We start from the raw sequence: 22,337 nt of genomic DNA on the forward strand, positions 1-22,337 counted from the left end.
AGCAACTTCGAGGTCAACTCAGGCTGCTTGCTGTCGAGCAAGACACTATGCGTCGTCAGGGTCAGTTCCGACGGCCTCCGGCGTAAACAAGTAGCAATACCTAGTCGGCCCGGGCAAGCCACGCGGCCCCTACTTACCTGATCGGCACGATCATGTCGCGGGAGAGCTTGCTTCCCTCCGAGAGACCCGGAGGCAACAGGTTCACGAGCCCCCCGGGGACGGGCATCGGGGTCACGTCGCCGTAGCCGAGCGCGGTGCGATCCTTCATGGTCGGGATGAAGTACGCCTTACCGTCGAGCAGCAGCGTCGCAGAGCCGGGTGCCTCGTCCGCGTCTGCGTTGCTCAGCAGCGCCCCGCTCAGGGCGGGCAGCATCACCCGGTCGATGTAGCGGCCGAGGGGGGCGGGCGCGTTGGAGGGGATGTCGTTGGTCTCGCCGCCGATGTCGAGCGCGATCCGACCCGGCGCGTCCTTCTGGAACGTGGCGCACACCTGGACCTTCTCCGACGAGAACGACGCGGGCGGCGTCGGCTGGTCGAGCGGGATGCCGTCCTGGGTGAACGTGGGGATGTCGGCGTTCAGTCGCCTGGTCACCTGCACGTCGTCGAGCTTGGTGGGCTCGGCTGTGTCGCCGTACTCCTGCTGAATCGCCTTCATCTCCAGGTACGAGATGCGCGACAGGCCGCCGGTGAGTTGGATGTAGTAGCGGTCGCGGTCCCCGTCGTCGACGTAGGCCATCTTGCCGACCGACATGTTCTCGCTTCCCGCCGACCCGTAGCCCTCGACGGGGCGGGGGTTGATGGGGACGCCGCCCGGCAGCGAGGCGATCCACCCATCGCCAGGGGTGATTACCGGAAGATTGCCGATCAGGCTCGACTGCTGGCCTGGCCTCGCGTACAACTGGTGCGTCTGGCCGCCGTAGACGAGGTAGTCGGTGCCGTTGGAGTGCCGGGCGACGACGGCGATGTCGTCGCGCGCGGGCGTCGATGAGCCAAACTCGAGCGTCAGGTACGGCTGGTCGTGCCCGTTGAGGGGCACCGAGCACAGCCGGATGGGGTAGTTGGCGAGGTCCTTCGACGACGGCAACTGCCGCGGCGACCCTGGGATGCCCATGGTGCCCTGCTGAACCTGCCCGCGCAGCGCCTCGGTCTTGACCTCGATGACCCGCGGCTGCCCCTTCGGGTCGGCCCCGGCAGCGAGCAGCCGCGCCGACGCGACGTCGGCCATCGGGTACAGCTTGTCCTCGGTGTAGACGAACAGCGCGCCCGACTGCGGGTCGGACAAGATGACGTCCTGCTCGTTCTTCCAGGAGTCGTTCGCGGTGCCGCCGCCCAACAGGCCAAGCAGGGTCGTGCCCGCAAGAAGCACCACACCGAGCAGCACAGAGACGAAGGTCGCGGTGCCGACGCGGCGCAGCGGGGGAGTCGGGTCGTCCGGGTCACGGTCGACGAAGGCGGCGATCATCCGCCTCGACGTGAAGGACTGCGCCTTCAGGAGGTCCTTGCGGGTCGCCATGGCAGTCCTCCGTCGGGTGTCGGTGCAGCGCGGTCGTCGGCAACCTTATCCCGGTGACGGTGCCACGAAGGAGTTCAGAGGCCCGGCAGTGCGCAGCACAGGCCATAGAGTAGGCGGCGGCCGGAAGGAGGACCCATGCTGCGCAAGACCCCGCCCCCACGTTCGACGCTGCAACGGCGGACGAGGTCGACCCGATACATCGGGATGGTCGTCGCATGGCAGGTCGTCCTCGTGGTGATCGTCCCCCTCGTGCTGCTGCGGCAGCCGTGGTCGATCGGGGTCGCTGCGGCCCTGCTGCTTGTCGCCATCCTGCTCACGGTCCCGGTCAACGGCCGCACCCTCGGCGCGACCCTGCGGATCCGCCGCCGCTTCCGGGCGCGGGCCAGGCACCGCGTGCAGCGGCCCGACGTGGCTCCCGGCCTCGTGCCGCTCGCCCAGTGGGTGCCGAAGCTCGAACTGACGCAGATCAAGGACGCCCACGACGGCGAGATCGGCGTCGTCGCCGACGGCGACTCGTGGTGCGGGCTGCTCGAGGTCACCAGCGACAACTCCCTGTTCACCGACCGTGGCGCCAAGCTCGACCTCGCGATCCTCGGCTCCCTGACCCGCCAGGACGACGTCGTCTTCGCGGGCATCCAGGTCGTCACGTACACCGTCCCCGGCCCCGCCGCGGCGATGCTGCCAGCGACCTCGCCCGCCATCCAGGCCTACCGCGAGGTAGCGGGCAACGCCACCCCGCCCGCCATCCGGCGCACCTGGATCGCGCTGCGCCTCGACCCGAGGCTGTGCCTGGAGGCGGTCGACCGCCGCGGCTCCGGCCAGGTCGGCGTGTTCGCGACGCTGCGCTTCGGCCTGCACCGCGCCCAAGCCACCCTCAAGCGGCACGGCATGCCGACCGAACCGCTCGACCCGATCGGCATCGCCGACGTGCTGGCCCTCACCACCGGCGCCGCCGACGTCTACGACGGAGAACGCAGCAGCGAGGGCTGGGAGCAGTGGACCTGCGACTCCCTGACCCACCGCACGCGCGGCCTGCACGGCTTCGGCGAGGCCCCCAGCGCCCTCTACCAGGGGCTGCTGGACGTCGCGACTCAGACCCCCGCCATGTTCTGCGTCACGTCGCTGACGGTCGCGCCTGGTGAGCCGCCCAGGGGTGCGATGCGACTCGTCAGCCCCAACCCCGAGCAGGCCGTGACGGCGGACGAGTTCGTGCTCGCCGCCGTTCCGCGCGACCTGCGGATCGGCCCGCTCGGCGGAAACCAGGTGCCTGGACTGCTGGCGACCATCCCGCTCGGAAGGCAGATCGACCAGTGAGCGAGATCACGTTCCAGGCGCTCGCCCCCGGCTCCGACACCGACACGAGCGAGGTGCGCACCGGCCCCTCCGGGCTCGTCGTCGGCATCGGGCAGGCCGGCCCCGTCACGCTCCGCCTGTTCCGGCTCCAGCCGACCCGGATCTTCATGTCCACGCCCGAGTACGTCACCTGGCTGCTCGCGTTCCGGGCGATGTGCCTGGGCGCGCACCTCTCGGTGATCATCGAGGACCACCGCAAGTGGCTCTCCCTGGCCGACACCGTCCGCGCCTGCGGAGGCACCATCGATCTGCTCCGCGGGCCGGAGAACCTGCCCGGGCAGGGAAGGCCGTACCGCCCCAGCCTCGTCATCGACGGGATGGGGGCCGTCTCGGCGTCCGACCGGCTCGGCGCCTGGCAGTCGCACGTCACGCTCGGGAATCCGGACGAGGGCCGCGCAGTCAGCGACCTGCGAGCCGCGGAGGTCGCACTGATCGCGCCGCTCTCCGGTCGTGGGGCCGAGCATCTTCGGCGCGCCTACGCGCTGTCGAGCGGCCAGGTGAAGGCGGTCACGGACCTCGACGAGACCGAGGTCGTGATGGCGAGCGTGCGGCGCATGACGCGCGTCCAGGTCGCCCCCTCGCCCACCGAGCACCGCCTCCTGTTCGGCGGCTGACCGGCCGGGCGGCCCGGCTCAGAGCAGGTTGCCGAAGTACGAGTACAGGTCGAGCACGCCGAGCAGCGAGGGCACGATGCCGATGATGGCAAGCCACTCGAAGATGTCGCCCCAGCGGCCCCAGGTGGGCGAGAGCACCTTGGCGTAGGTCGACGCCGAGTAGTGCGCGAAGATGTAGGCCGCCACCAGGGAGCCTGCGAACAGCAGCGCGCTGCCAAGCAGCGACGAGGACGCCACGATCGCGCCCGCGACCGCTGCCATCGCGACGCAGGCGATCCCGCCGAGCAGCAGGGCGAGGCGCTGCGTCAGGCCGACGAAGGCCCTGGCCCGCAGCAGGAACGCGAGGCCGACGCTCAGCACCAGCAGCGCCGACCACAGCGATCCCTGCGTCAGCGTCAGCGCCGCCGCGAGCACCGCGACGGCGGAGGTGGCGGCGAGCATCGAGCCGAGCAACCGGTCGGCGAAGAGCGCCCGGCTGACGATGTCGGACTGCACGGGTGTCTCGTCCGCGAGCATGGCCTCGGTCGTGACGGGCAGGTTCGGGAGCGCGACCCCGGCGATCCGGTAGCTCAGCGTCGGGAGGAACGACGTCAGGAAGGCCATCACGGCGAGCGTGACCGCGGCGACGTCGACGTTGTGGCCGGGCACCACGATCATCGAACTGGCCGCGATGAGCGTGAACAGCGCCGTCAGGGCGACGGCGAGCAGCGCGAGCGCGCTGACCCGGGCCGCCAGCGCACAGGCGGCGCTTGCGACAAGCACCCCGGCCGCGGACAGCACCAGTCGCACCGACAGCGGCACCGCCTCCGAGACGGGCTCCGCCGCGAACCAGCCCGCGATGCCTGCGAGCGCAGCGCTTGCCCACGCAAGGCAGGTGGCGGTCGGCTTCTCGTGCGCGGCGCGCGCCAGGGCGACCGAACCGATGGCCGAGGCGAAGCTCAGGAATGCCGTCACGGCGACCGCGATCGCGAGCGGGAGCCGAAGCGACGGGTCCATCCGCGCCTGGGCCGCGTCGACGTGTGGCTGGGCGAGGATGATCAGCAGCGGAAGCCCGATCAGCACCGTCATCATCAGGATCAGGCCGAGGCGACGCGAGTTCCGGGCCGCCCACGAGGGCCGCGAGTTGGTAGCCCCTGCGACCGCATCGACGACGTCGTCGAAGGCCGCGTCGGGGATCGCGTTCTCGCGTTGACGCAGGTGCAACGTCTCACCGTCGCGCAGGTTCAGCTTGTTGACGGGGGTGTACAGGTCGAACGGGTCGGAGCCGAAGCGCTGCAGCACCCAGGCGTGCACCGCGTCGGTCGGGGTGTTGGACTCGAGACCGGAGAAGCGCACGATGCTCGGCATCAGCTCGCTCAGCGTGACCGCTCCGGGGAGCGCGAGGTCGACGCGGCGGCTGCTCGAGATGATCGTGACCCGTGACAGGTCCTCTTCGGGCGCGATACTCACGCTGAGTACCCTAACCCCCGCAGCGAGCACCGGCCCAGCAACAACGGGCGGAGTCGGACGGGTCGTCGGTTAAGTTAGGCCCCGAGCACAACAGCGGAGGGATACCAGCCAATGGGTCTGATCACGTTCCATCGGCCGAAGAGGGTCACGCCCCCGGCGATGCCACGGGGCGACCTGCTGCTCGAGTCTCCGCCCGAGATTCCGCCCCCCGCCGCGTCGAAGCCGTTCGGAAATCTGCTCCGGATGCTGCCGATGGTCGCGGGCGGGCTCGCGATGGGCATCATGTTCGCTGGCGGCGGCCGCGGCCTGATGGGCAGCATCGTCGGCGGCCTGTATGCCGTGTCGATGATGGGCATGATGCTCTCCCAGGTCGGCAGGCAGAACGACGACCAGTCGTCGCAGCTCGACGCGAACCGTCGCGACTACTTCCGCTACCTCGCCCAGACCCGCCGCAACTTCGCCAAGACCGCCGACGAGCAGCGCGGAAGCGTCGCCTACCGGCACCCCGCGCCGGACAGCCTGTGGACCGTCGTCGGCGGCATGCGGATGTGGGAGCGGCGCACCGACGCCGAGGAGTTCGGCTCCGTGCGGCTGTCGGTCGGCCGCCAGCAGTCCGCCAAGCGGATCACCCCTCCCGAGTCGCAGCCCATCGAGGACCTGGAGCCGCTGACCACCGGTGCGCTGCGGCGCTTCATCCGCACCCACCGCGTCATCCAGTCGGTGCCGCTGGCCGTCGACCTGCGCGGCTTCCGCGCCATCTCGCTCGTCGGGGACGAGGAGGCCTGCCGCAAGGTCGCCTACGCGATGGTCGCCCAACTGGTCACCTGGCACGCGCCGACCGACGTGTCGCTGATGGTGGCCGCAAGCAAGGCCAACCAGGCCGATTGGCAGTGGGTCAAGTGGCTGCCGCACCTGCAGCACCCCACCGAGGCCGACGGCGTCGGGCCCGTCCGGATGTTCGCCACCGGCGCAGGTGAGCTGTCTCAGCTCGGCACCTCCGCGCAGGCCGCGACCAACCCGCCGTCGCTGACCGTCGTCGTCTCCGACGGCGTCGAGGGCGTCAACTCTCAGCAGTTCGTCACGCCCACCACCCGAGCCGTCACCATCGAGGTGACCGGCCGCAAGGAGCTCCCAAGAACCCTCGAGCCGGGCGTCGCCGTCTTCGAGGTGACCGCGGACAGCGTCGTGCTGCACCGTCGCACCAACCGGACCCCGCACGCCAAGACGCCGTTCGGTCGCCCGGACCAGGTGCCGGTGGTGTACTGCGAGATGCTGGCGCGCGCCATGGCCCCTTACCGGATGCCCGAGCTTGCCGCCGGCGGGGACGAGGACGGGCCGGCCGAGGTCGTCTTCGAGCCGCCGAAGGATTTCCCCGCGATGCTTGGCGTCGGAGATCCGCTGACGCTCGACCCGCGCGTCGCGTGGCGGCCCCGCCCGCTGCGCCAGCACCTGCGCATCCCGTTCGGCACCGCGGAGGACGGTAGCCCCGTCGAGCTCGACATCAAGGAGTCCGCGCAGGGCGGCATGGGTCCGCACGGCATCTGCATCGGCGCCACCGGCTCCGGCAAGTCGGAGTTCCTGCGCACGCTCGTGCTCGGCCTCGCCATGACGCATTCCACCGAGCAGCTCAACTTCATCCTCGTCGACTTCAAGGGCGGCGCCACCTTCCTCGGCCTCGAGCACCTGCCGCATGTGTCGGCGGTCATCACCAACCTTGAGGGCGAGCTGTCGCTGGTCGACAGGATGGCCGACGCCATCGGCGGCGAGCTCGACCGACGGATGGAGGTGCTGCGCGAGGCAGGCAACTTCAAGAACCGCGAGGACTACGAGAACGCCCGGCAGGCCGGCGCCGACATCCCGCCGATGCCCAGCCTGTTCATCGTCGTCGACGAGTTCTCCGAACTGCTGTCGGCGCGACCCGAGTTCATCGACCTGTTCGTGCAGATCGGCCGCGTCGGCCGCTCGATCGCCGTCCACCAACTGCTCGCCTCGCAGCGCCTCGAGGAGAACAAGTTGCGCGGCCTGGACACGTTCCTGTCGTACCGGATCGCGCTGCGCACGTTCTCGCCTGCCGAGTCGCGCACCGTCATCGGCGTCCCCGACGCGTACGAACTGCCGACCCCTCCCGGCAACGGCTACCTGAAGTTCGACACGACCGGCATGACCAGGTTCAAGGCCGCCTACGTCTCCGGGCCGTGGCACGGGTCGGCCGCCCCCGCGGCACCCGAGGATCGCCCCATCGACGAGGTGGTCGTCGAGTCGAAGGGCTGGACCCCTCCGGTGGTCGAGTTCACCGCCGACTACGTCGTCCCGGTCGTGCCGCCCGCGCCCGAGGTCGGCGCGACCCCGGTGCAGCCGACGCGCAGCGCCGAACTCGAGCCCGTCGTCGAAGAGGACAAGGACGACGAGGAGGAGACGCTGCTGAGCATCGCGGTCGGCCGCCTCAAGGGGCATGGATGGCCGTCGCACAAGGTGTGGCTGCCGCCGCTGGACGAGCCGCCCACCATGGACCAGTTGCTCGGCGGCCTCGCGGAGGTCGAAGGCCGAGGGCTACAGGCGGCCGACCCGGCGTTCCGCGGCGTGCTCGCGGCCCCGTTCGGCCTGATCGACCGGCCGAGGCAGCAGCGCCGCGATCCGTGGTGGATCCGCTTCGACGGATCGGGCGGCAACCTGGGCGTCGTCGGAAGCCCGCAGGCGGGCAAGTCGATGGCGCTGCGGGCGGGCATCGCGGGCATGGCGCTCACACACACCCCGCAGGAGGTCGGCTTCTACTGCCTCGACTTCGGCGGCGGCGCGCTCACGTCGATGCGCAACCTCGCGCACGTCGGCTCCGTGACCGGTCGGCTCGACGTCGACCGGGTGCGTCGCACGGTCGCCGAGATCACCTCCCTCCGGTCGAGCCGTGAGGTGCAGTTCGCCGAGCTCGGGGTCGACTCGATGACCACCTACCGGCAGGGCCGCCGCGACGGCAGCGTGCCCGCCGACCGGTTCCCGACCGACGTGTTCCTCGTCATCGACGGCTGGGCGACGCTCAAGACCGAGTTCGAGTCGCTCGAGCCGCAGATCCAGGCGCTGGCCAACGGCGGCCTCGGCTTCGGCATCCACGTCTGGGTCGCCGCAGCCAAGTGGTCCGAGATCAGGGCGGCAACGAAGGACACACTCCAGTCGCGGATCGAGCTGAAGCTGGGCGACCCGTTCGACTCGGAGATCGACCGCAAGATCCAGGCGATCATCCCCGTCGCCCGGCCAGGCCGCGGCATCATGTCGGGCGGCATGCACACCATGATCGGCCTGCCGCGCATCGACGGCGTCGAGGAGGCCGCCGACGTCGGCGCAGGCCAGCGGGAGTTCATCGCGGCAGTCAACTCGGCGTGGAAGGGTCCGCGGGCAGCCGAGGTGCGCCTGCTTCCGGAGAACCTGGCGTTCTCGACGCTGCCGGCGATCGGCCCCTCCGCGGACAAGCGGATCCCGTACGCCGTCGACGAACTCGAACTCGCGCCGGTCTACCTCGAGACCATGAACGAGCCGCACTTCGTGGCGGTCGGCGGCCCCGAGTGCGGCAAATCGAACCTGCTGCGGGGCTTCCTCAAGGGCATCACCACCCGGTTCACGCCGAAGGAAGCCAAGATCATCATCGTCGACTACCGGCGCTCGCTGCTCGGGGAGGTCGAGACGGAGCACCTGATCGGCTACTACCCGTCGGCCTCCGCCGCGGGCCCGATGCTGCAGCAGACGGCGGAGGCGGTGCGCGCTCGGCTCCCTGGGCCGGACGTCACGCAGCAGCAGTTGCGCGACCGGTCCTGGTGGACGGGCTCGGAGGTCTTCGTGATCGTCGACGACTACGAACTGGTCGCGACCCCGTCGGGCAACCCGATGGCGGTGTTCTCCGACCTGATCAACCAGGCTGGCGACATCGGCCTGCACATCATCATGACGCGGGCCTTCGGCGGCGCGAGCCGCGCCATCTTCGGGGACCCGCTGATCAGCCGGATGAAGGACGCCGTCAACCCGGCGCTCGTGATGAGCGGCAACAAGGAGGAGGGCAACCTGTACGGCGACGTCAAGGGCTCGCCGATGCCTCCCGGCCGCGGCACGTTGATCACGCGCGCGTTCAAGGGCCTGATCCAGACGGCCGAACTGCCGCCCCAGGCCCACTGACGCACTCGACGCGCTTGTCGGCGTCTGCGCGGTGCGTCAGCGGCGTCGGCGCGCGGCGGGGATCGCGACGGCCGCGACCAACCCGAGCAGCACCGCAACGACCGCGCCGATCCCGACGCCGAGGCCGACCATGGAGATCAGGGGGGTGCGCCTCGGGGTGTCGACCGGCATCCGCGGCTGCTCGCTCGGCTCGGCGCTTGCCTCAACCGCCGTTCCCGCCGTCGTGTTGGTCAGGGCTCGGAGCGGGTTGACGATGCCGAAGCCGATGAACGGATCGGGGGCACGGACGCCGGACCGGTCGGCGGTCGCGACCAGTCGCGCCTTCACCTCGGCAGGCGTGAGTTCGACTCCGTGCACGTCGCGCTCGTACTGCAGCATCAGGGCGACCACGCCCGAGACGACAGGCGCCGCGAACGAGGTGCCGGTCGCGTTCGTCACGTAGGCCTGGTCCTCGACCTTCGGGTTGCCCGTCTCGCGTGAGGGCCACAGCGCGACCAGGTTCTTGCCGGGGGCGCCGACGGTGATCACGCGGCTGATGTGGGTGGCGGGGTCGCCGGCGTCCTCCTGGTTGGAGATGCCGACGCTGATCACGCCGTCGAAGGCCGCCGGGTAGGGAAGGTCGGTCCTGCCCTGCGTCTGGTTGCCCGCCGCGGCGACCACGACGATGCCCTTGGAGATCGCGTCCTCGATCACGGCCTCGAACTCGCCGAGCTTGGGGTCCTCGAACGTGACCATCGACAGGTTGATGATGTCGACGTCGTCCTCGATCGCCTGCCGCACCGCCGCGATGGTGTACGTCAGGTCCTCCTCGTCCTTCGGTTGGCCCTCCTCGGTCTCAGTCTGCGACGCCTTCAGCGTGCGGTAGGCGTAGACGGTGGACTCCGGGGCGATGCCTGCGAAGTTCGTGGCGCTGGCGATCGGGCCGCCGTCGGGGCGGCGTCCGGCGGCCAGGATGGAGGTGACCACGGTGCCGTGCTTGCAGTCGATGCTCGGGTCGCCGTCGGGGTTCTCCTCGGGCGGGATCATGTCGAAGCTGACGACGCGGTCCTCGCCCTGGCTGAAGTAGGTCGACCCGAGCGTTGAGACGCCCGTGTCGATCACAGCGATCTTGACGCCCTTCCCCGTCGCCATCCGCCACACGGTGTCCATGTTGAGGCGGTGCAACTGCCACGCATTGACCAGTTGGCTCGTGGGGGTCGGCTCGTAGGTGACGCAGTTCTGCTCGACCAGGTGCGGCGCGCTCTCGGCGCGGGCCGGTGCGATCCCGGCGGCGCACACGATGGCGGCGGCCGTGGCCGCCGAGGCCAGACGCATCCTCCATCGCTTCACGCCCGCCAGGGTAGTGCGCGCGCGGGCCAAGAACCTAAGACTGTTGGCCGTCGCTGGCCCTTGGGGGAGACTAGGGCCGTGCTCGGATACTTCGGTCCCGCTGGGACGTTCACGCATCAGGCCCTCCGCACCGTCACGGAGGAGGAGGCCGTCGCGTTCGCGAGCGTCCGCGAGGCGCTTGACGCGGTGCGCCAGGGCGACGTCACCCGCGCCGTCGTCCCGATCGAGAACTCCGTGGAGGGCGGGGTCTCCGCGACGCTCGACGAACTGATCGCGGGCGCGCCGCTCGCCATCCAGGGCGAGATCGTGATCCCCGTCGAGTTCGGCATCTACGCCAGGGAGGGCACCGAACTGGCCGACGTCCGCGAGGTGCTGACGCACGGGCACGCCGCCGCGCAGTGCCGGGACTGGCTCGCGACGAACCTCCCGGACGCGGGCGTCACCGAGGCTGGCTCCACCGCGGGAGCCGCGGCCGAGGTCGCCCGCCCGGACTCGCGCTACGACGCGGCGGTCTGCGCCCGGGTCGCGGGAGAGATGTACGGACTGCGCGAGTTGGCCTACCAGATCGAGGACAACGCGGGCGCCGTCACGCGCTTCGTCGAGGTCGGACGGGCGGGCAGCGTCCCGCCGCGGACCGGCGCGGACAAGACGACGCTCGTCGCCTACATGCGCCAGGACCACGCGGGCGCGCTGCTCGAGATCCTGGAGCAGTTCGCGGTGCGGGGCGTGAACCTCAGCCGCATCGAATCGCGCCCGACAAAGACCACGCTCGGGTCGTACTGCTTCTCGATCGACTGCGAGGGACACCTGCACGACAAGCGGGTCGCCGAGACCCTTGAAGGGCTGCACCGGGTCTGCCCGCAGGTCTTCTTCCTCGGCTCGTATCCGCGGGCGAACCAGCGTCGCCCGGACATCGCCGTCGGTTTCAGCGACGGCGAGTTCGACGCGGCCGCCGCCTGGGTCGCCAGCCTGTCGCGCCGCCCCTGACCGCCGATTGAGCCAGCCGCGGAGACGCAGTCGCCCGCTGCTGTGTCGAAATCCTCGTGACGTGCGCTGGGAGCCGACAGCAGTTCGGGACTGACGCTGTGGGCCTGGGAGGGTCGTTCGTCGAGCTTGTCGAGACGTCCGAAAGGCGTGTGGTTGCGGACCCTTCGACAGGCTCAGGGAGCGGACGACTAGCTCAGGTAGCCGACCGGCGAACCAGCAACGCGGCTCCCGGGAGCACCTCGACGGCGACCTCGGTCACGCTCCCGATGACGTCCCCGTCGATCTGGAAGGGGACCGGCCGACCGAACGACATCGCGACCCGCGTGCCCTCCAACCGTTCGACCCTGCGCAGGCCCGGGCGACCAAGCAGCACTCCGACCATCATCGCGAACACGTCCCCCGAGCCGCGCGGCGACGCCACGAGGACGTCGAGGCGGCCGTCTGACGGGTCGGCAGCGGGCAGCAGCGCGACACCCGGATGCAGCGATCCGACGTTGCCGACCGAGACGAGCGAGACGTCGCTGGCGATCACCGACCCGTCGACGGTGACCCGCGCGGGCGTCGGGGTCGCCCGGACGTGGCGCAGCCCCGCGGCAAGGTAGGCGAACGGCCCCGCGACGCGCTTGCCTCGCTCGGTGGTGTCGGCCACCACCGCCGCGTCGGCCCCGGCCCCGACCATCACCGCCGCGAGGCGCTCCGGGTCCGCGTCGACCGCGACCCGGAGCAGGTCGAGCGGCGACCCCTCACCGTCGAGGGCCAGTTCCATGGCGCGCCCGGCGTCGAGCGGGATGCCCAGGTTCTTGGCGAGCAGGTTGCCGCTGCCCGCGGCGACGATGCCGACCGACGCCCGTAGCCCGAGCGTCGCGAGCACCTGGCGGATGGTGCCGTCACCGCCGAGCACCAGGACCAGGTCGGCGCCCTCCTCCGACGCGACGCGCGCCTGCGCGACGGTGTGCTCGTCGTCCTCGGTCACCAACCAGACCGGGGGAGGGCAGCCGCGCCGGGCCGCCTCCCTGGCGAGGTAGCGCTCAAGACCCACCCGCCCCCTGACGCGGTTCGGGTGCCAGATGACGCGGATCGTCCGCGGCCGCCGGGTCGGGACGGTGACCCGCCACGCGCCGGTGAGCACCGCCGCCAGCGCCGCGGAGAAGCAGGCGATCAGCGCCCCGCCCAGCACGTCGCTGACGTGGTGCACCGCCAGCACGAGTCGACCGATGCACACCGCCGCGGCCACCACCGCGGAGATCACGGCCGCGACCAGGGTCGGGCGCAGCCGTCGGGTCAACGCCCATGTCACCTGCACGACGGCGATGGCCAGCGCCGTGCCCGCCGCGGCGTGCCCTGACGGGAACGAGGCGTCCGCGTGCAGCCCGCCGAGCCACGGCGTCTCGGGCCGCATCCGGGCGACCAGAGACTTCAGCACGGTGACGATCGACACGGTCATCGCGAGGGCAAGCAGCACCGAGCCGGCCAGGTCGCGCCAGCGGCAGCGGAAAAGCGCCACCACGATGCCGATCATGGTCAGGTAGGCCGTTACCGGTTGCAGGACGTTGGCCCACACGACGGTGAGGCGACCGGTGAGCGCGCCTGCAGTCGGCGGGGGCCACGGCCACAGCGCGTCGAGGCCGGTCGGTATCCAGAGCGCCCAAGCGACCACCGCCACCCCAAGGACGGCGACGCTCACGGCAGGGATGCTTCGCCTCATCCGGGCCTCAGGCGACGCTGTCGCGTTGGCCGAAGCGGGTCAGGCCCGCGGAGCGCGCCGTCGCCGCGGATGCGTGGTTCTCGAGTTGGCAGCGGTAGAGCGGCAGCAGGCCGCGGTCCAGGATGTGTCCGCTGAGGACGCGCACGACGGCGGCCGCATGGCCCGCGCCGCGGTGTGGGGGCGAGGTGATCACGCCGATGTCGGCGACCGGGGAATCGGCGAAGGGGTAGGCGCTCGCAGCGGCGACGATCTCGCCGTCGAGCACGACCCCGTAGATGGCCCAATGGTCGAGTTCGACGTCGGCCTCCTCGCGCTCGGCATCGGCGCACGTCGCCTGGAACGCCGCGAACGCGTCGGCGTCGGCTGCGGTGAGGGCGCGGACGTCGGTGTCTGCCGACCCATCGGGGACGTGGCCGAGCCGATAGGTGAACAGGTTGTCCGCCCCGGCGAGCGCCTCACCGGAGCGGGCCAGCGCACCCGACCAGGCGGCGTCGTCCAGCGACTGGCCGTCGAGGATGCCCGCCTTCGCGGCGACGGCGGGGGTCACCGCGATCAGTCGGGGTCCGCCGTCGACCTCGAGGGTCCGGATCCGCCGATCCTCGGGCAGGGAAGCGTTGACGCGCACCGTCCAATCGGTGGACGTCGGGTCCGGGGAAGGCCCGAAGTCGGCCAGCGCCCAGGTGGTGAACCGTTGATCAAACATGGTCAAGCATCTCAGCCCGTGCGCCTCTTCACGAAGAACCAGGGCACCATCGCGGCGGCGAGGACGATGCCGGTCACGGTGAACGCCCAGCCGAACCCGACCAACTGAGCGATGACTCCCGCCAGCAGGGTACCGGCGATCGAGCCGAGGTCGGTGGCCATCGAGTAGGTGGAGAGCGCCTGGCCGCCGTTGCGGTTCGAACCGATCAGGTCGGCCAGCAGCGCCTGGGAGGCGGGCGCGATGAACGCTGCGCCCGCGCCTGCGACGGCCGCGAGGAACAGGAACCAGGGCAGCGTCTGCAGCCAGCCGAACGGGATGGTCGCAGCGGCAGAGATCGCAAGCCCGAGCACCAGGAACGGTCTTCGCCCGCGCCTGTCGATGAGTCGGCCGGTCGCTTGTTGGGTGACGGCGTTGCCGAGCGCGAACAGCGTCAGCGCGATGCCCGCTGCCGCGTCCCCGATCGCCGGGATCGACGCGGCCATCAGCGGCAGCAGCGCGATCCGGACGCCGAAGTTGGACCAGCCGTGCGCGAAGCCGGTCAGCAGCAGCGCCCGGTAGTAGGGCAGGCCGAGGGCCTCCGACAGCGTCATCCGCTCCTGGATGACATCGTCGGCGGGGATGCCCCTGCGCCGCCGCGCAGGAAGATCGCCACGACGAGCACCGCGACGCCGACCGTGGCCGCGTAGATGAAGAACGGGACGCGCATGCCGAAGCCCTGGAGCAGCGAGCCGAGGATCGGGCCGAGGATGTTGCCGAGCAGGAACGCGGTGCCGTACAGCGACGACGTGTGCCCGCGCTGCGCCGGAGGCGACAGTCGCACCAGCAGGCCCATCGACGAGACGGTGAACATCACCGACCCGATGCCGCCGAGGCCGCGGAAGATCAGGAGGCTCCAGTAGTCGGGGGCGAAGCCGCACGCCGCGCTGGAGACCGCCACGATGATCAGGCCGCCCATGTAGATGCGGCGCTCGCCGAACTTGGCGACCAACGCGCCGCCAGCCGGGGCAAACAGCAGCCTGACCAGCGCAAACACCGTCACGATCGCGGAGGCGAGGATGACGCCGACGTCGAAGGATCGCGCGAACTGGGGAAGGATCGGCGCGACGAGGCCGTAGCCGAGCGCGATCAGCAGTGCCGCCGACACCAGCACCCAGATCTCTCCTGGGATCGGTTGCCGGGTGCGTCGCATTCGGCCACCATAGCCCGCGCCGTCGGAGCCTCCCGGTGCGCGGTCTGGCGGGCGCGCCAGGCATGCGGGCCGAACCACTCCCGGTGAGTAAGGTTGGCACCATGATTGATCCGAAGTGGTTGCGCGTCGACCCCGATCGTGTCCGACGCTCCCAGGCCGCCCGCGGTGCCTCGGTCGAGCTCGTCGACCAGTTGATCGCCGCCGACGAGGCCCGCCGGGCCGCCATCCTCGCCTCCGAGACGCAGCGCGCCGAGCAGAAGTCGCTCGGCAAGCAGGTCGCCAAGGCGCAAGGCGAGGAGAAGGCAGCGCTGCTCGCGGCCACCAAGCAGCTCGCCGCCGACGTCAAGGAGTCGGCCGCCGCGACCACCGAGGCCGAGTCCCGCTTCGACGAGCTGATGGCCCAGCTCGGCAACCTCGTCATCGACGGTGTCCCCGAGGGTGGCGAGGACGAGGGCCTCGTGCTGGAGAAGGTCGGCGAGCCGCGCGACTTCGCGGCCGAGGGCTTCGAGCCGAAGGACCACCTGGAGATCGGTGAGGCGCTGGGCGCCATCGACATGGAGCGCGGCACCAAGATTTCCGGGTCGCGGTTCTACGTGCTGACCGGGATCGGTGCCCAGCTCGAGATCGCCCTGCTGAACTTCGCCATGAACAAGGCGACCGAGTGGGGATTCACCCCCATGATCCCGCCGGCGCTTGTGAAGCCGTCGGCGATGGAGGGCACCGGCTTCCTCGGGCAGGCGGCTCAGGACGTCTACCACCTGGAGGCCGACGACCTGTACCTGGTCGGCACCTCCGAGGTGGCGCTCGCCGCCTATCACTCCGACGAGATCCTGCCCGGCGCCGACCTGCCGCGCCAGTACGTCGCCTACTCGCCGTGCTTCCGCCGCGAGGCGGGCTCCTACGGCAAGGACACCAAGGGCATCTTCCGCGTGCACTGGTTCGACAAGGTCGAGATGTTCGTCTACTGCGACCCCGCCGACGCGGAGGCCTGGCACGAGAAGCTGCTCGGTTACGAGAAGGACTTCCTGCAGGCCCTCGAGTTGCCGTTCGAGGTGCTCGACGTCGCCTCGGGCGACCTGGGGCTGAGCGCCGCCCGCAAGTACGACTGCTACGCCTGGCTGCCGACCCAGAACCGCTACCGCGAGGTGACGTCCACGTCGAACTGCACCGAGTTCCAGGCGCGCCGCCTCAACATCCGCGGCCGCTTCGAGGACGGGGTGCGCCCGGTCGCGACGCTCAACGGCACGCTGTGCGCCATGACCCGCATCATCATCATGTTGTTGGAGAACCACCAGCAGGCCGACGGCACCGTCAGGGTGCCCGAGGCGCTGCGCCCGTTCCTCGGAGGCCGTGAGGCCTTGGAGCCGGTCGCCTGACGTGCTGCGCTGGTTGGCCACGCTCCTGAGACGCCCGAAACGAAAGGTCCACGACTCGATGGATTTCACGCCCCGTCTGGTTGCCCTCGATATTGACGGGACGCTGGTCGACGGCTTCGGCGTCATGCCCCCGGAGGTGCGCGCCGCCGTGCGCCGCGTCGTCGACGAGGGTGTGCCCGTGGTGCTGTCGACCGGCCGATCCTGGCTCGCCACGAAGACGATCTTCGACGAGTTGGGCCTGCCTCCCGGCTGGGCCGTTTCGTCGAACGGGGCGATGGTGGTCACCTACCCGCCGTTCGAGGTGCACCACGAAACGCGCTTCGACCCGGCGCCCGTGGTGCGTCGGGTCGCCGAGATCGCGCCCAACGCGCGGATCGCCGTCCAGGACGGGCTCGACTGGCGCGTCAGCCGCGAGTTCCCGCCCGGCGAACTGTTGGGCGACGTCGCCATCGAGTCGATCGACGAGTTGGCCGCCCGGCCCGTCTCGCGCGTCATCATCCGCGACCCGGAGTCGACGGAGGAGAAGTTCTCGGAGCTGGTCGCCCAGTTGGGGCTACACGAGGTCGCCTACTTCATCGGCTGGTCCGCCTGGCTCGACATCGCGCCGCAGGGCGTTGACAAGGCCCACGGCCTGCAGATCGTCTGCGACGCGCTCGGGATCGACCGCGCCGATGTGCTCGCGCTCGGCGACGGTCGCAACGACATCGAGATGCTGGAGTGGGCGGGCCGCGGGGTCGCGATCGGGGACGCTCCCGACGAGGTCAAGGCAGCGGCGGACGCGGTGACCGGTCGCTTCGACGCGCTCGGCACCGTCGACGAGTTGGACCGCTGGTTCGGCAGGGAGGCGTCGGTCGCCTCCTGAGCGACGAAAAGTCGACACGCCTTCGGTCTGCCCGTGCCGGCTGACCGCACGGTCGGCGGTAACATGGCTCGATGCGAAGGCCGCGACGCGTGCCTTGAGCGATGAGCGCCTTGCCGAGCGTCGCTAAACTGCGCAGGTTGTCCGTCCGCTCGCGAAAGGGTCCCCGGAAGTGACGTTGCCCTCCCAGGTAGAGGAGTTCGGCCTTCCCCGAGTCGGGGCACGGCCGGCGTTCCATACGTATCTGGCGGAGGTCTGGCGTCGCCGCGAGTTCATCGTGACGATGGCGCGCTTCCGGATGCGCGCAGCGTTGGAGGGCAACCGGCTCGGCATGGCCTGGGTCGTGCTGCGGCCGATTCTCAACGCGGGTATCTACGGTCTCATCTTCGGTGTTCTACAGGGGGGCAACCGGCCGCCGGACTATCCCGCCTACGTGGTCGTCGGGGTGTTCCTCTTCGAGTTCTTCCAGGGCTGTTTCAATGACGGCTCGAAGGCCATCAGCGGGAACCGGAGCCTCGTCCAGTCACTCGCCTTTCCACGGATGACGCTGCCCCTTGCGGCGACCGTAGAGCGCTTCCTGCAGTTCCTCATCATGCTGGCGGTGCTGATCCCCATCCTGATGATCTTCGGGCACTTCCCCCGGTGGGACTGGCTGCTCATGATCCCCCTCGTGGTGCTGTTCACGCTCTTCAACGCGGGCGTCGCGATGATCACTGCGCGGCTCACCGTGCACGTCTCGGACCTGACGCAACTGCTGCCGTTCATCAGTCGGATCCTGTTCTACACGTCGGGCGTGCTGTTCGCCGTCGACAAGATCCTGGCAAACCATCCCGTCGTGCTGCGGATCTTCGACTTCTACCCGCTCTACCAGGTGCTCGAGATCGCACGCCATCACCTGATCGGCGGCTCAAACTACCCCTCGTATTACTGGGCGGTGTTGACCGTCGGGGCGCTCGTGGTCTTCCTCGGCGGTGCCGTCTTCTTCTGGAGAGCAGAGGAGCGGTACGGACGTGAGTGAGGTGCAGACGGTGGAGGATCCCCGAGTGCCGGTCGTGGTCGTCGACGACCTGCACGTCAAGTACCGCGTGTTCGCCTCGGGTAAGGCGGCAGGTGGCGCACGCAGCGGCCTACTGAACATGACACGCGGCGTCAGGGAGGTGCACGCGCTCAAGGGCGTGTCCTTCACCGCGTACGAGAACGAGACCATCGGCGTCGTCGGCTCCAACGGTTCCGGCAAGTCGACCCTGATGCGGGCGCTCACGGGCCTGACGCCTCCGTCCGGTGGTGCCGTGTATGCGCGCTCCCGCCCGAACCTGCTGGGAGTGGGGGCGGCGCTGCTTCCCAACCTGTCTGGATCCCGCAACATCATCCTGGGAGGGCTAGCGATGGGGTTCACGCGCGACGAGGTCGACGACCTGCGCGAGGACATCGCCGAGTTCGCGGAACTGGGTGACTCGCTCGACCTGCCGATGCGGACGTACTCCTCCGGCATGCAGGCCCGCCTGAAGTTCTCCATCGCCGCAGCCCGCAGCCACGACATCCTGATCATCGACGAGGCGCTCGCGGTCGGCGACAAGGGCTTCCGGAAGCGCTCCGAGGCGCGCATCCGCGAACTGGCTGGCGAGGCCGGAACGATCTTCCTTGTGTCCCACTCGATGTCCTCGATCAGGGACACGTGTGACCGGACCCTGTGGATCAACAAGGGCGTACTCCAGATGGACGGACCGACTGACGAGGTCGTCACCACCTATGAGGCGTCGCGGCAATGAGCGCAGAGCCCCGCGCCGCTGCCCCAACCCTGGGCGAGTTGCGGGCCGTGGTCCAACCCGACTGGGTGATGGCCCGCGCGGCCGAACACTGGACGGGCACGCTCTACATGCGACGCCTCTCCATCTACCTGACCTGGCTTCTGGTGCGCACCCGCGTCAGCGCAAACGGCGTCACCGCCCTGATGATTCTGGCCGGCGGCCTCGCCGGCCCTGCGCTCCTGCTCCCCGGGCTGTGGGGCCCGGTCGTCGCGGCCGTGCTGGCGCAACTGCAGATGTATCTGGACTGTTGCGACGGTGAGGTGGCCCGCTGGCGGCAGACCATGAGCCCGCGGGGCGTCTTCCTCGACCAGGTCGGGCACTACGTCGCCGAAGGGTCGATCGGGCTCTTCCTCGGCGTCGCAACGGCGCTGCATGTCTCGGAGGGCACCTTCGACTGGTGGTTCGCGTTCCTCGGCGCGCTTCTGATGGCGGGCATCTGGTTCAACAAGTCGCTCAACATGATGGTGACCCTCGCGCGCGCCAACTCGGGCCTGGGCCAGTTGCCGGATCACGCCGCCGCAAGCAGGATCGCGTCCCGTTCGATCATGGCGAGGTTGCGCGCCGTCGCCGGATTCCTCCCGCTGCACCGGATGTTCCACTCCATCGAACTGACGCTGGTGAGCCTCCTGGTGGCGCTCGTCGCGCTCGCGGTCCCGGCCGTGTGGCCCTGGTATGTGCTGACGCTCGCCGTGCTGATCTGGATCGTCAGCCTGGGGCACTTCATCGCCATCTGGAAGTCGTCCAGGCTGGAGGCACAGTGAGCGGCCCCACCAAGTCCGTGAGATACGGCGTGGTGGTGTTGACGATGGGAAATCGACCACGGGAACTCGGCCGCGCCCTTGACTCGCTGATGAGCCAGACCGGCGTGGAGATGGACGTCGTTGTGGTGGTCAACAGCGACCGCACCGTCGAGACGCCGCACCGCGTCCGGGTCCATGGAATCGGCGAGAACATCGGCATCCCTGCCGGACGCAACGTGGGCGCGCAACTCGTGGCAGGCGACTTCATCTTCTTCCTCGACGACGACTCGTGGCTTCCGTCGGTCACCTTCCTCGCCGACGTGGCGGCCAGGATGGAGGCCGATGCGACACTCGGCATGGTGCAGCCTCGCATCATCGATCCTGACCGCAGGGGCGACGAGCCGACCCGCTGGATTCCCCGCCTGAGAAAGGGCAGACCCGGCCGAAGCAGCGAGGTCTTCTCCGTGCTCGAGACCGCGATCGCGCTGCCCCGCGAGACGTTCGACGCGACCGGTGGTTGGCCGTCGGAGTTCTACTACGCCCACGAGGGAATCGAGCTTGCCTGGCGCGTGTGGGACACCGGGAGACGCGTCGAGTACCAGGCCGACCTGCACGTGGCGCATCCCGTCGTCCACACCGGTCGACACAAGGAATTTCACTACATGAACGCCCGGAACCGCGTCTGGCTGGCGAGGAGATGCCTCCACTGGCCCTTCTCGTGGGCCTACGTCCTGGTGTGGACGCTTCGCCACATGATCCGGAACCTGCCTGAACACGAGGACCAGGTGTGGTGGAACGGCTGGATGGACGGTTGGACCGACAAGCCCTGGGACGGTCCCACGCGCCCCAGGAAACTGCGTTGGTCCACCATCGTGACGATGACCTTGCACGGCCGTCCTCCGCTGGTGTAGCAGAAGGAGACTGAGTCCAGATGATGGTGAGAATCCCACCGCTGCTGCTTCGGCGGCTCCGCGGGGCCTACAGCAGGGTTCCCGCGGATGTCCGGCAACTACTGCGGCAGACCTACGCCGGCGCACGGGCACTTGGCTGGAACAGGACCCGGCTCGGCCGGACTACGTCCGCCCGGGCTATATCGTCAACTCGACTGCCCGTCGAAACGAAGATTCTCACATTCGACGATGTTCGCGAGGCGCTCGAGGGTCAACAGATTGATCACTGGAGCCTCGGCGTCGCGTCGGAGCCCATGACCAAGCTGGGCGTCAGCATGGAGGATTGGCCCAAACTGGAACGCGCGTTCCAGGCCTTGGGAGGGAAGGGGTACTGGGTAGCCGATCCTCGGCGACGAGGTACCGGTAGGCCCATCGCCTCGAGCGGCCACCCCATCGGGGGACTGGCCAGCGGAGGAGTGCTGAGCGTCTACAGACCGGAGAAGAGGGGCGACGGCGCCTGGGTCACCTTCGACGAGTACGGATGCCAAATCGAGCTTTGGGAACGACAGCGTCACACGGGAAGCACCTACATGGTCGGCCCGAGGGAGAACCGGGCTTCCATGATGATCGGCATAGACGAGTTCGAGCCTGTCCTGGAACAGTTGCATGGCCGGACAGTGCCCGTCCCAGGGCCAGTCGCTCGCACGATGGTGGATGACGTGGACTTTCCCATCGACGTCGTCTACACATGGGTGGATGGGGCTGACCCTGCCTGGCGACGACGCCGCCTCGCGGCGCAGGCCAACCAGTTAGGAGTGCCATTCCACGAAGAGGCCGTAACTGAGTCGCGATTCACGAGCCGAGACGAGTTAAAGTATTCGCTTCGGTCGCTGGACTACTTTGCCCCCTGGGTCCGAAACGTGTTCCTTGTGACAGACCGTCAGGCCCCCCGTGGTTGGACCGCAGCAATCCTCGTCTCAAGGTGGTCGACCATCAGGACATCTTTCTCGACTCGACCATGTTGCCAAGCTTCAACTCGAATAGCATCATCTCGAATTTGCACCACATCGAAGGCCTCTCAGAGCATTACATATACTTCAACGACGATGTGTTTCTTGGGCGTTGGGTCGAACCTGCGCAGTTCTTTCTAGGCTCAGGCATTGCGCTCGTATCTCCGGCCAACAACCGCCGTCGCTTCGGCGAGGCGCGTGTGGAGGAGGAGCCTCACTTCAACATTTCTCGGAATATCAGATCGATTCTGCAGGATGCATTCGGCGTGACTGTTTCCCGGGCCATTAAACACACGCCGCACCCTCAGATCAGGTCTCTTCATTATCAAATGGAGTCTCGGTTTCGCGAGCACTACCAATCGACGTGGAGTCACCCGTTTCGGCATCACGACGATATTGCGGCGGACCAACTGCACCACTACTACGCTCAGATCACCGGTCGCGCCGTGCCGGGGCAACTTAAATACTCGTACATCAATTTGATGGATGAGACGCACTCATCGCGTCTCAGCAGTATCCTGGCGCTGCGTAATCGGGATGTGTTCTGTTTGAATGACGCGCCCACCGGCGGTCGGCCCGTCCCCGAGGATCTTGTGCAGCACTTCCTTGACGGCTACTTTCCAGTTCCCTCAAGTTTTGAGGTGCCGGAATAGC

Annotated in this window: 17 protein-coding genes and 1 pseudogene; 11 read left to right on the top strand and 7 right to left on the bottom strand. The window is 69.1% G+C overall.

Going from position 1 to position 22,337, the window contains the following annotated elements; all coding sequences use genetic code 11:
* Positions 1 to 133 precede the first annotated feature (133 nt).
* Entirely contained in the window at positions 134 to 1,513 is a 1,380-nt protein-coding gene (locus BW730_RS15860) for a type VII secretion protein EccB (RefSeq protein ID WP_077687122.1), read from the bottom strand.
* Positions 1,514 to 1,648: 135 nt separating this feature from the next.
* Here BW730_RS15860 and eccE point away from each other — a divergent pair, with 135 nt between their 5' ends.
* Positions 1,649 to 2,827 (top strand): type VII secretion protein EccE, encoded by a 1,179-nt coding sequence (gene eccE, locus BW730_RS15865; RefSeq protein WP_077687123.1) that lies wholly within the window; start codon positions 1,649 to 1,651, stop codon positions 2,825 to 2,827.
* Positions 2,824 to 3,480 (top strand): hypothetical protein, encoded by a 657-nt coding sequence (locus tag BW730_RS15870; protein ID WP_077687124.1) that lies wholly within the window; start codon positions 2,824 to 2,826, stop codon positions 3,478 to 3,480. Before eccE ends, BW730_RS15870 begins: the two co-directional genes overlap by 4 nt.
* An 18-nt stretch (positions 3,481 to 3,498) precedes the next feature.
* Here BW730_RS15870 and eccD read toward each other — a convergent pair whose 3' ends face one another.
* A complete protein-coding gene (eccD, locus tag BW730_RS15875) occupies positions 3,499 to 4,929 on the bottom strand; it encodes a type VII secretion integral membrane protein EccD (RefSeq protein WP_158522698.1) in 1,431 nt (476 codons plus the stop codon).
* A 111-nt stretch (positions 4,930 to 5,040) separates the two neighbouring features.
* Between eccD and eccCa the strand changes: the two genes are divergently transcribed.
* Positions 5,041 to 9,087, top strand: coding sequence for a type VII secretion protein EccCa (gene eccCa, locus BW730_RS15880; protein ID WP_077687126.1), 4,047 nt, complete (start codon positions 5,041 to 5,043; stop codon positions 9,085 to 9,087).
* Positions 9,088 to 9,123: 36 nt separating this feature from the next.
* On the opposite strand, the gene BW730_RS15885 is transcribed toward eccCa, so the two are convergent.
* Complete coding sequence (locus BW730_RS15885; protein ID WP_158522699.1) at positions 9,124 to 10,416, bottom strand: S8 family serine peptidase; 1,293 nt, start codon at positions 10,414 to 10,416, stop codon at positions 9,124 to 9,126.
* Positions 10,417 to 10,494: 78 nt separating this feature from the next.
* Here BW730_RS15885 and pheA point away from each other — a divergent pair, with 78 nt between their 5' ends.
* Entirely contained in the window at positions 10,495 to 11,403 is a 909-nt protein-coding gene (pheA, locus tag BW730_RS15890; RefSeq protein WP_077687694.1) for a prephenate dehydratase, read from the top strand.
* Between the two features lie 193 nt (positions 11,404 to 11,596).
* Here the strand turns inward: pheA and BW730_RS15895 are convergent, their stop codons facing one another.
* The 4 genes from BW730_RS15895 to BW730_RS19570 are packed head-to-tail and all read right to left on the bottom strand — an operon-like array spanning position 11,597 to position 15,000.
* Entirely contained in the window at positions 11,597 to 13,087 is a 1,491-nt protein-coding gene (locus BW730_RS15895) for a bifunctional phosphatase PAP2/diacylglycerol kinase family protein (protein ID WP_158522700.1), read from the bottom strand.
* Between the two features lie 28 nt (positions 13,088 to 13,115).
* On the bottom strand, positions 13,116 to 13,811 hold the full coding sequence (locus BW730_RS15900) for a GNAT family N-acetyltransferase (RefSeq protein WP_077687129.1): 696 nt from the start codon (positions 13,809 to 13,811) through the stop codon (positions 13,116 to 13,118).
* 11 nt (positions 13,812 to 13,822) lie between these two features.
* Positions 13,823 to 14,401 (bottom strand): MFS transporter, encoded by a 579-nt coding sequence (locus tag BW730_RS19565; protein ID WP_226996859.1) that lies wholly within the window; start codon positions 14,399 to 14,401, stop codon positions 13,823 to 13,825.
* The gene (locus BW730_RS19570; RefSeq protein ID WP_226996860.1) at positions 14,398 to 15,000 is read right to left on the bottom strand and encodes an MFS transporter; all 603 of its coding nucleotides are present in this window, start codon (positions 14,998 to 15,000) and stop codon (positions 14,398 to 14,400) included. The genes BW730_RS19565 and BW730_RS19570 overlap by 4 nt, the downstream gene beginning before the upstream one ends.
* Before the next feature lie 101 nt (positions 15,001 to 15,101).
* Between BW730_RS19570 and serS the strand changes: the two genes are divergently transcribed.
* The 7 genes and pseudogenes from serS to BW730_RS19575 form a co-directional block, all read left to right on the top strand.
* Positions 15,102 to 16,376: a serine--tRNA ligase gene (serS, locus tag BW730_RS15910; protein WP_077687130.1), complete on the top strand. Its 1,275-nt coding sequence runs from the start codon at positions 15,102 to 15,104 to the stop codon at positions 16,374 to 16,376.
* A gap of 58 nt (positions 16,377 to 16,434) precedes the next feature.
* The gene (locus BW730_RS15915; protein ID WP_077687695.1) at positions 16,435 to 17,238 is read left to right on the top strand and encodes an HAD family hydrolase; all 804 of its coding nucleotides are present in this window, start codon (positions 16,435 to 16,437) and stop codon (positions 17,236 to 17,238) included.
* Positions 17,239 to 17,407: 169 nt separating this feature from the next.
* Entirely contained in the window at positions 17,408 to 18,253 is an 846-nt protein-coding gene (locus BW730_RS15920) for an ABC transporter permease (protein WP_077687131.1), read from the top strand.
* Entirely contained in the window at positions 18,246 to 19,004 is a 759-nt protein-coding gene (locus BW730_RS15925; RefSeq protein WP_226996861.1) for an ABC transporter ATP-binding protein, read from the top strand. The genes BW730_RS15920 and BW730_RS15925 overlap by 8 nt, the downstream gene beginning before the upstream one ends.
* Positions 19,001 to 19,804, top strand: a complete 804-nt coding sequence (locus BW730_RS15930) for a CDP-alcohol phosphatidyltransferase family protein (RefSeq protein ID WP_077687132.1) — start codon at positions 19,001 to 19,003, stop codon at positions 19,802 to 19,804. The genes BW730_RS15925 and BW730_RS15930 overlap by 4 nt, the downstream gene beginning before the upstream one ends.
* Positions 19,801 to 20,694, top strand: a complete 894-nt coding sequence (locus BW730_RS15935) for a glycosyltransferase family 2 protein (protein WP_226996862.1) — start codon at positions 19,801 to 19,803, stop codon at positions 20,692 to 20,694. The genes BW730_RS15930 and BW730_RS15935 overlap by 4 nt, the downstream gene beginning before the upstream one ends.
* Positions 20,695 to 21,421: 727 nt before the next feature.
* A pseudogene (locus tag BW730_RS19575) lies at positions 21,422 to 22,333 on the top strand (hypothetical protein); the annotation flags it as partial.
* Positions 22,334 to 22,337 lie beyond the last annotated feature (4 nt).

It is taken from the genome of Tessaracoccus aquimaris (assembly GCF_001997345.1).
Taxonomy (GTDB): Bacteria; Actinomycetota; Actinomycetes; order Propionibacteriales; family Propionibacteriaceae; genus Arachnia; species Arachnia aquimaris.

Bases quoted from the DNA above. Each gene is read 5' to 3' on its own strand.
- BW730_RS15860 (WP_077687122.1), bottom strand. From the start codon at position 1,513: ATGGCGACCCGCAAGGACCTCCTGAAGGCGCAGTCCTTCACGTCGAGG.
- eccE (WP_077687123.1), top strand. From the start codon at position 1,649: ATGCTGCGCAAGACCCCGCCCCCACGTTCGACGCTGCAACGGCGGACG.
- eccCa (WP_077687126.1), top strand. From the start codon at position 5,041: ATGGGTCTGATCACGTTCCATCGGCCGAAGAGGGTCACGCCCCCGGCG.
- BW730_RS15900 (WP_077687129.1), bottom strand. From the start codon at position 13,811: ATGTTTGATCAACGGTTCACCACCTGGGCGCTGGCCGACTTCGGGCCT.
- BW730_RS19565 (WP_226996859.1), bottom strand. From the start codon at position 14,401: ATGACGCTGTCGGAGGCCCTCGGCCTGCCCTACTACCGGGCGCTGCTG.
- BW730_RS19570 (WP_226996860.1), bottom strand. From the start codon at position 15,000: ATGCGACGCACCCGGCAACCGATCCCAGGAGAGATCTGGGTGCTGGTG.
- serS (WP_077687130.1), top strand. From the start codon at position 15,102: ATGATTGATCCGAAGTGGTTGCGCGTCGACCCCGATCGTGTCCGACGC.
- BW730_RS15915 (WP_077687695.1), top strand. From the start codon at position 16,435: ATGGATTTCACGCCCCGTCTGGTTGCCCTCGATATTGACGGGACGCTG.
- BW730_RS15930 (WP_077687132.1), top strand. From the start codon at position 19,001: ATGAGCGCAGAGCCCCGCGCCGCTGCCCCAACCCTGGGCGAGTTGCGG.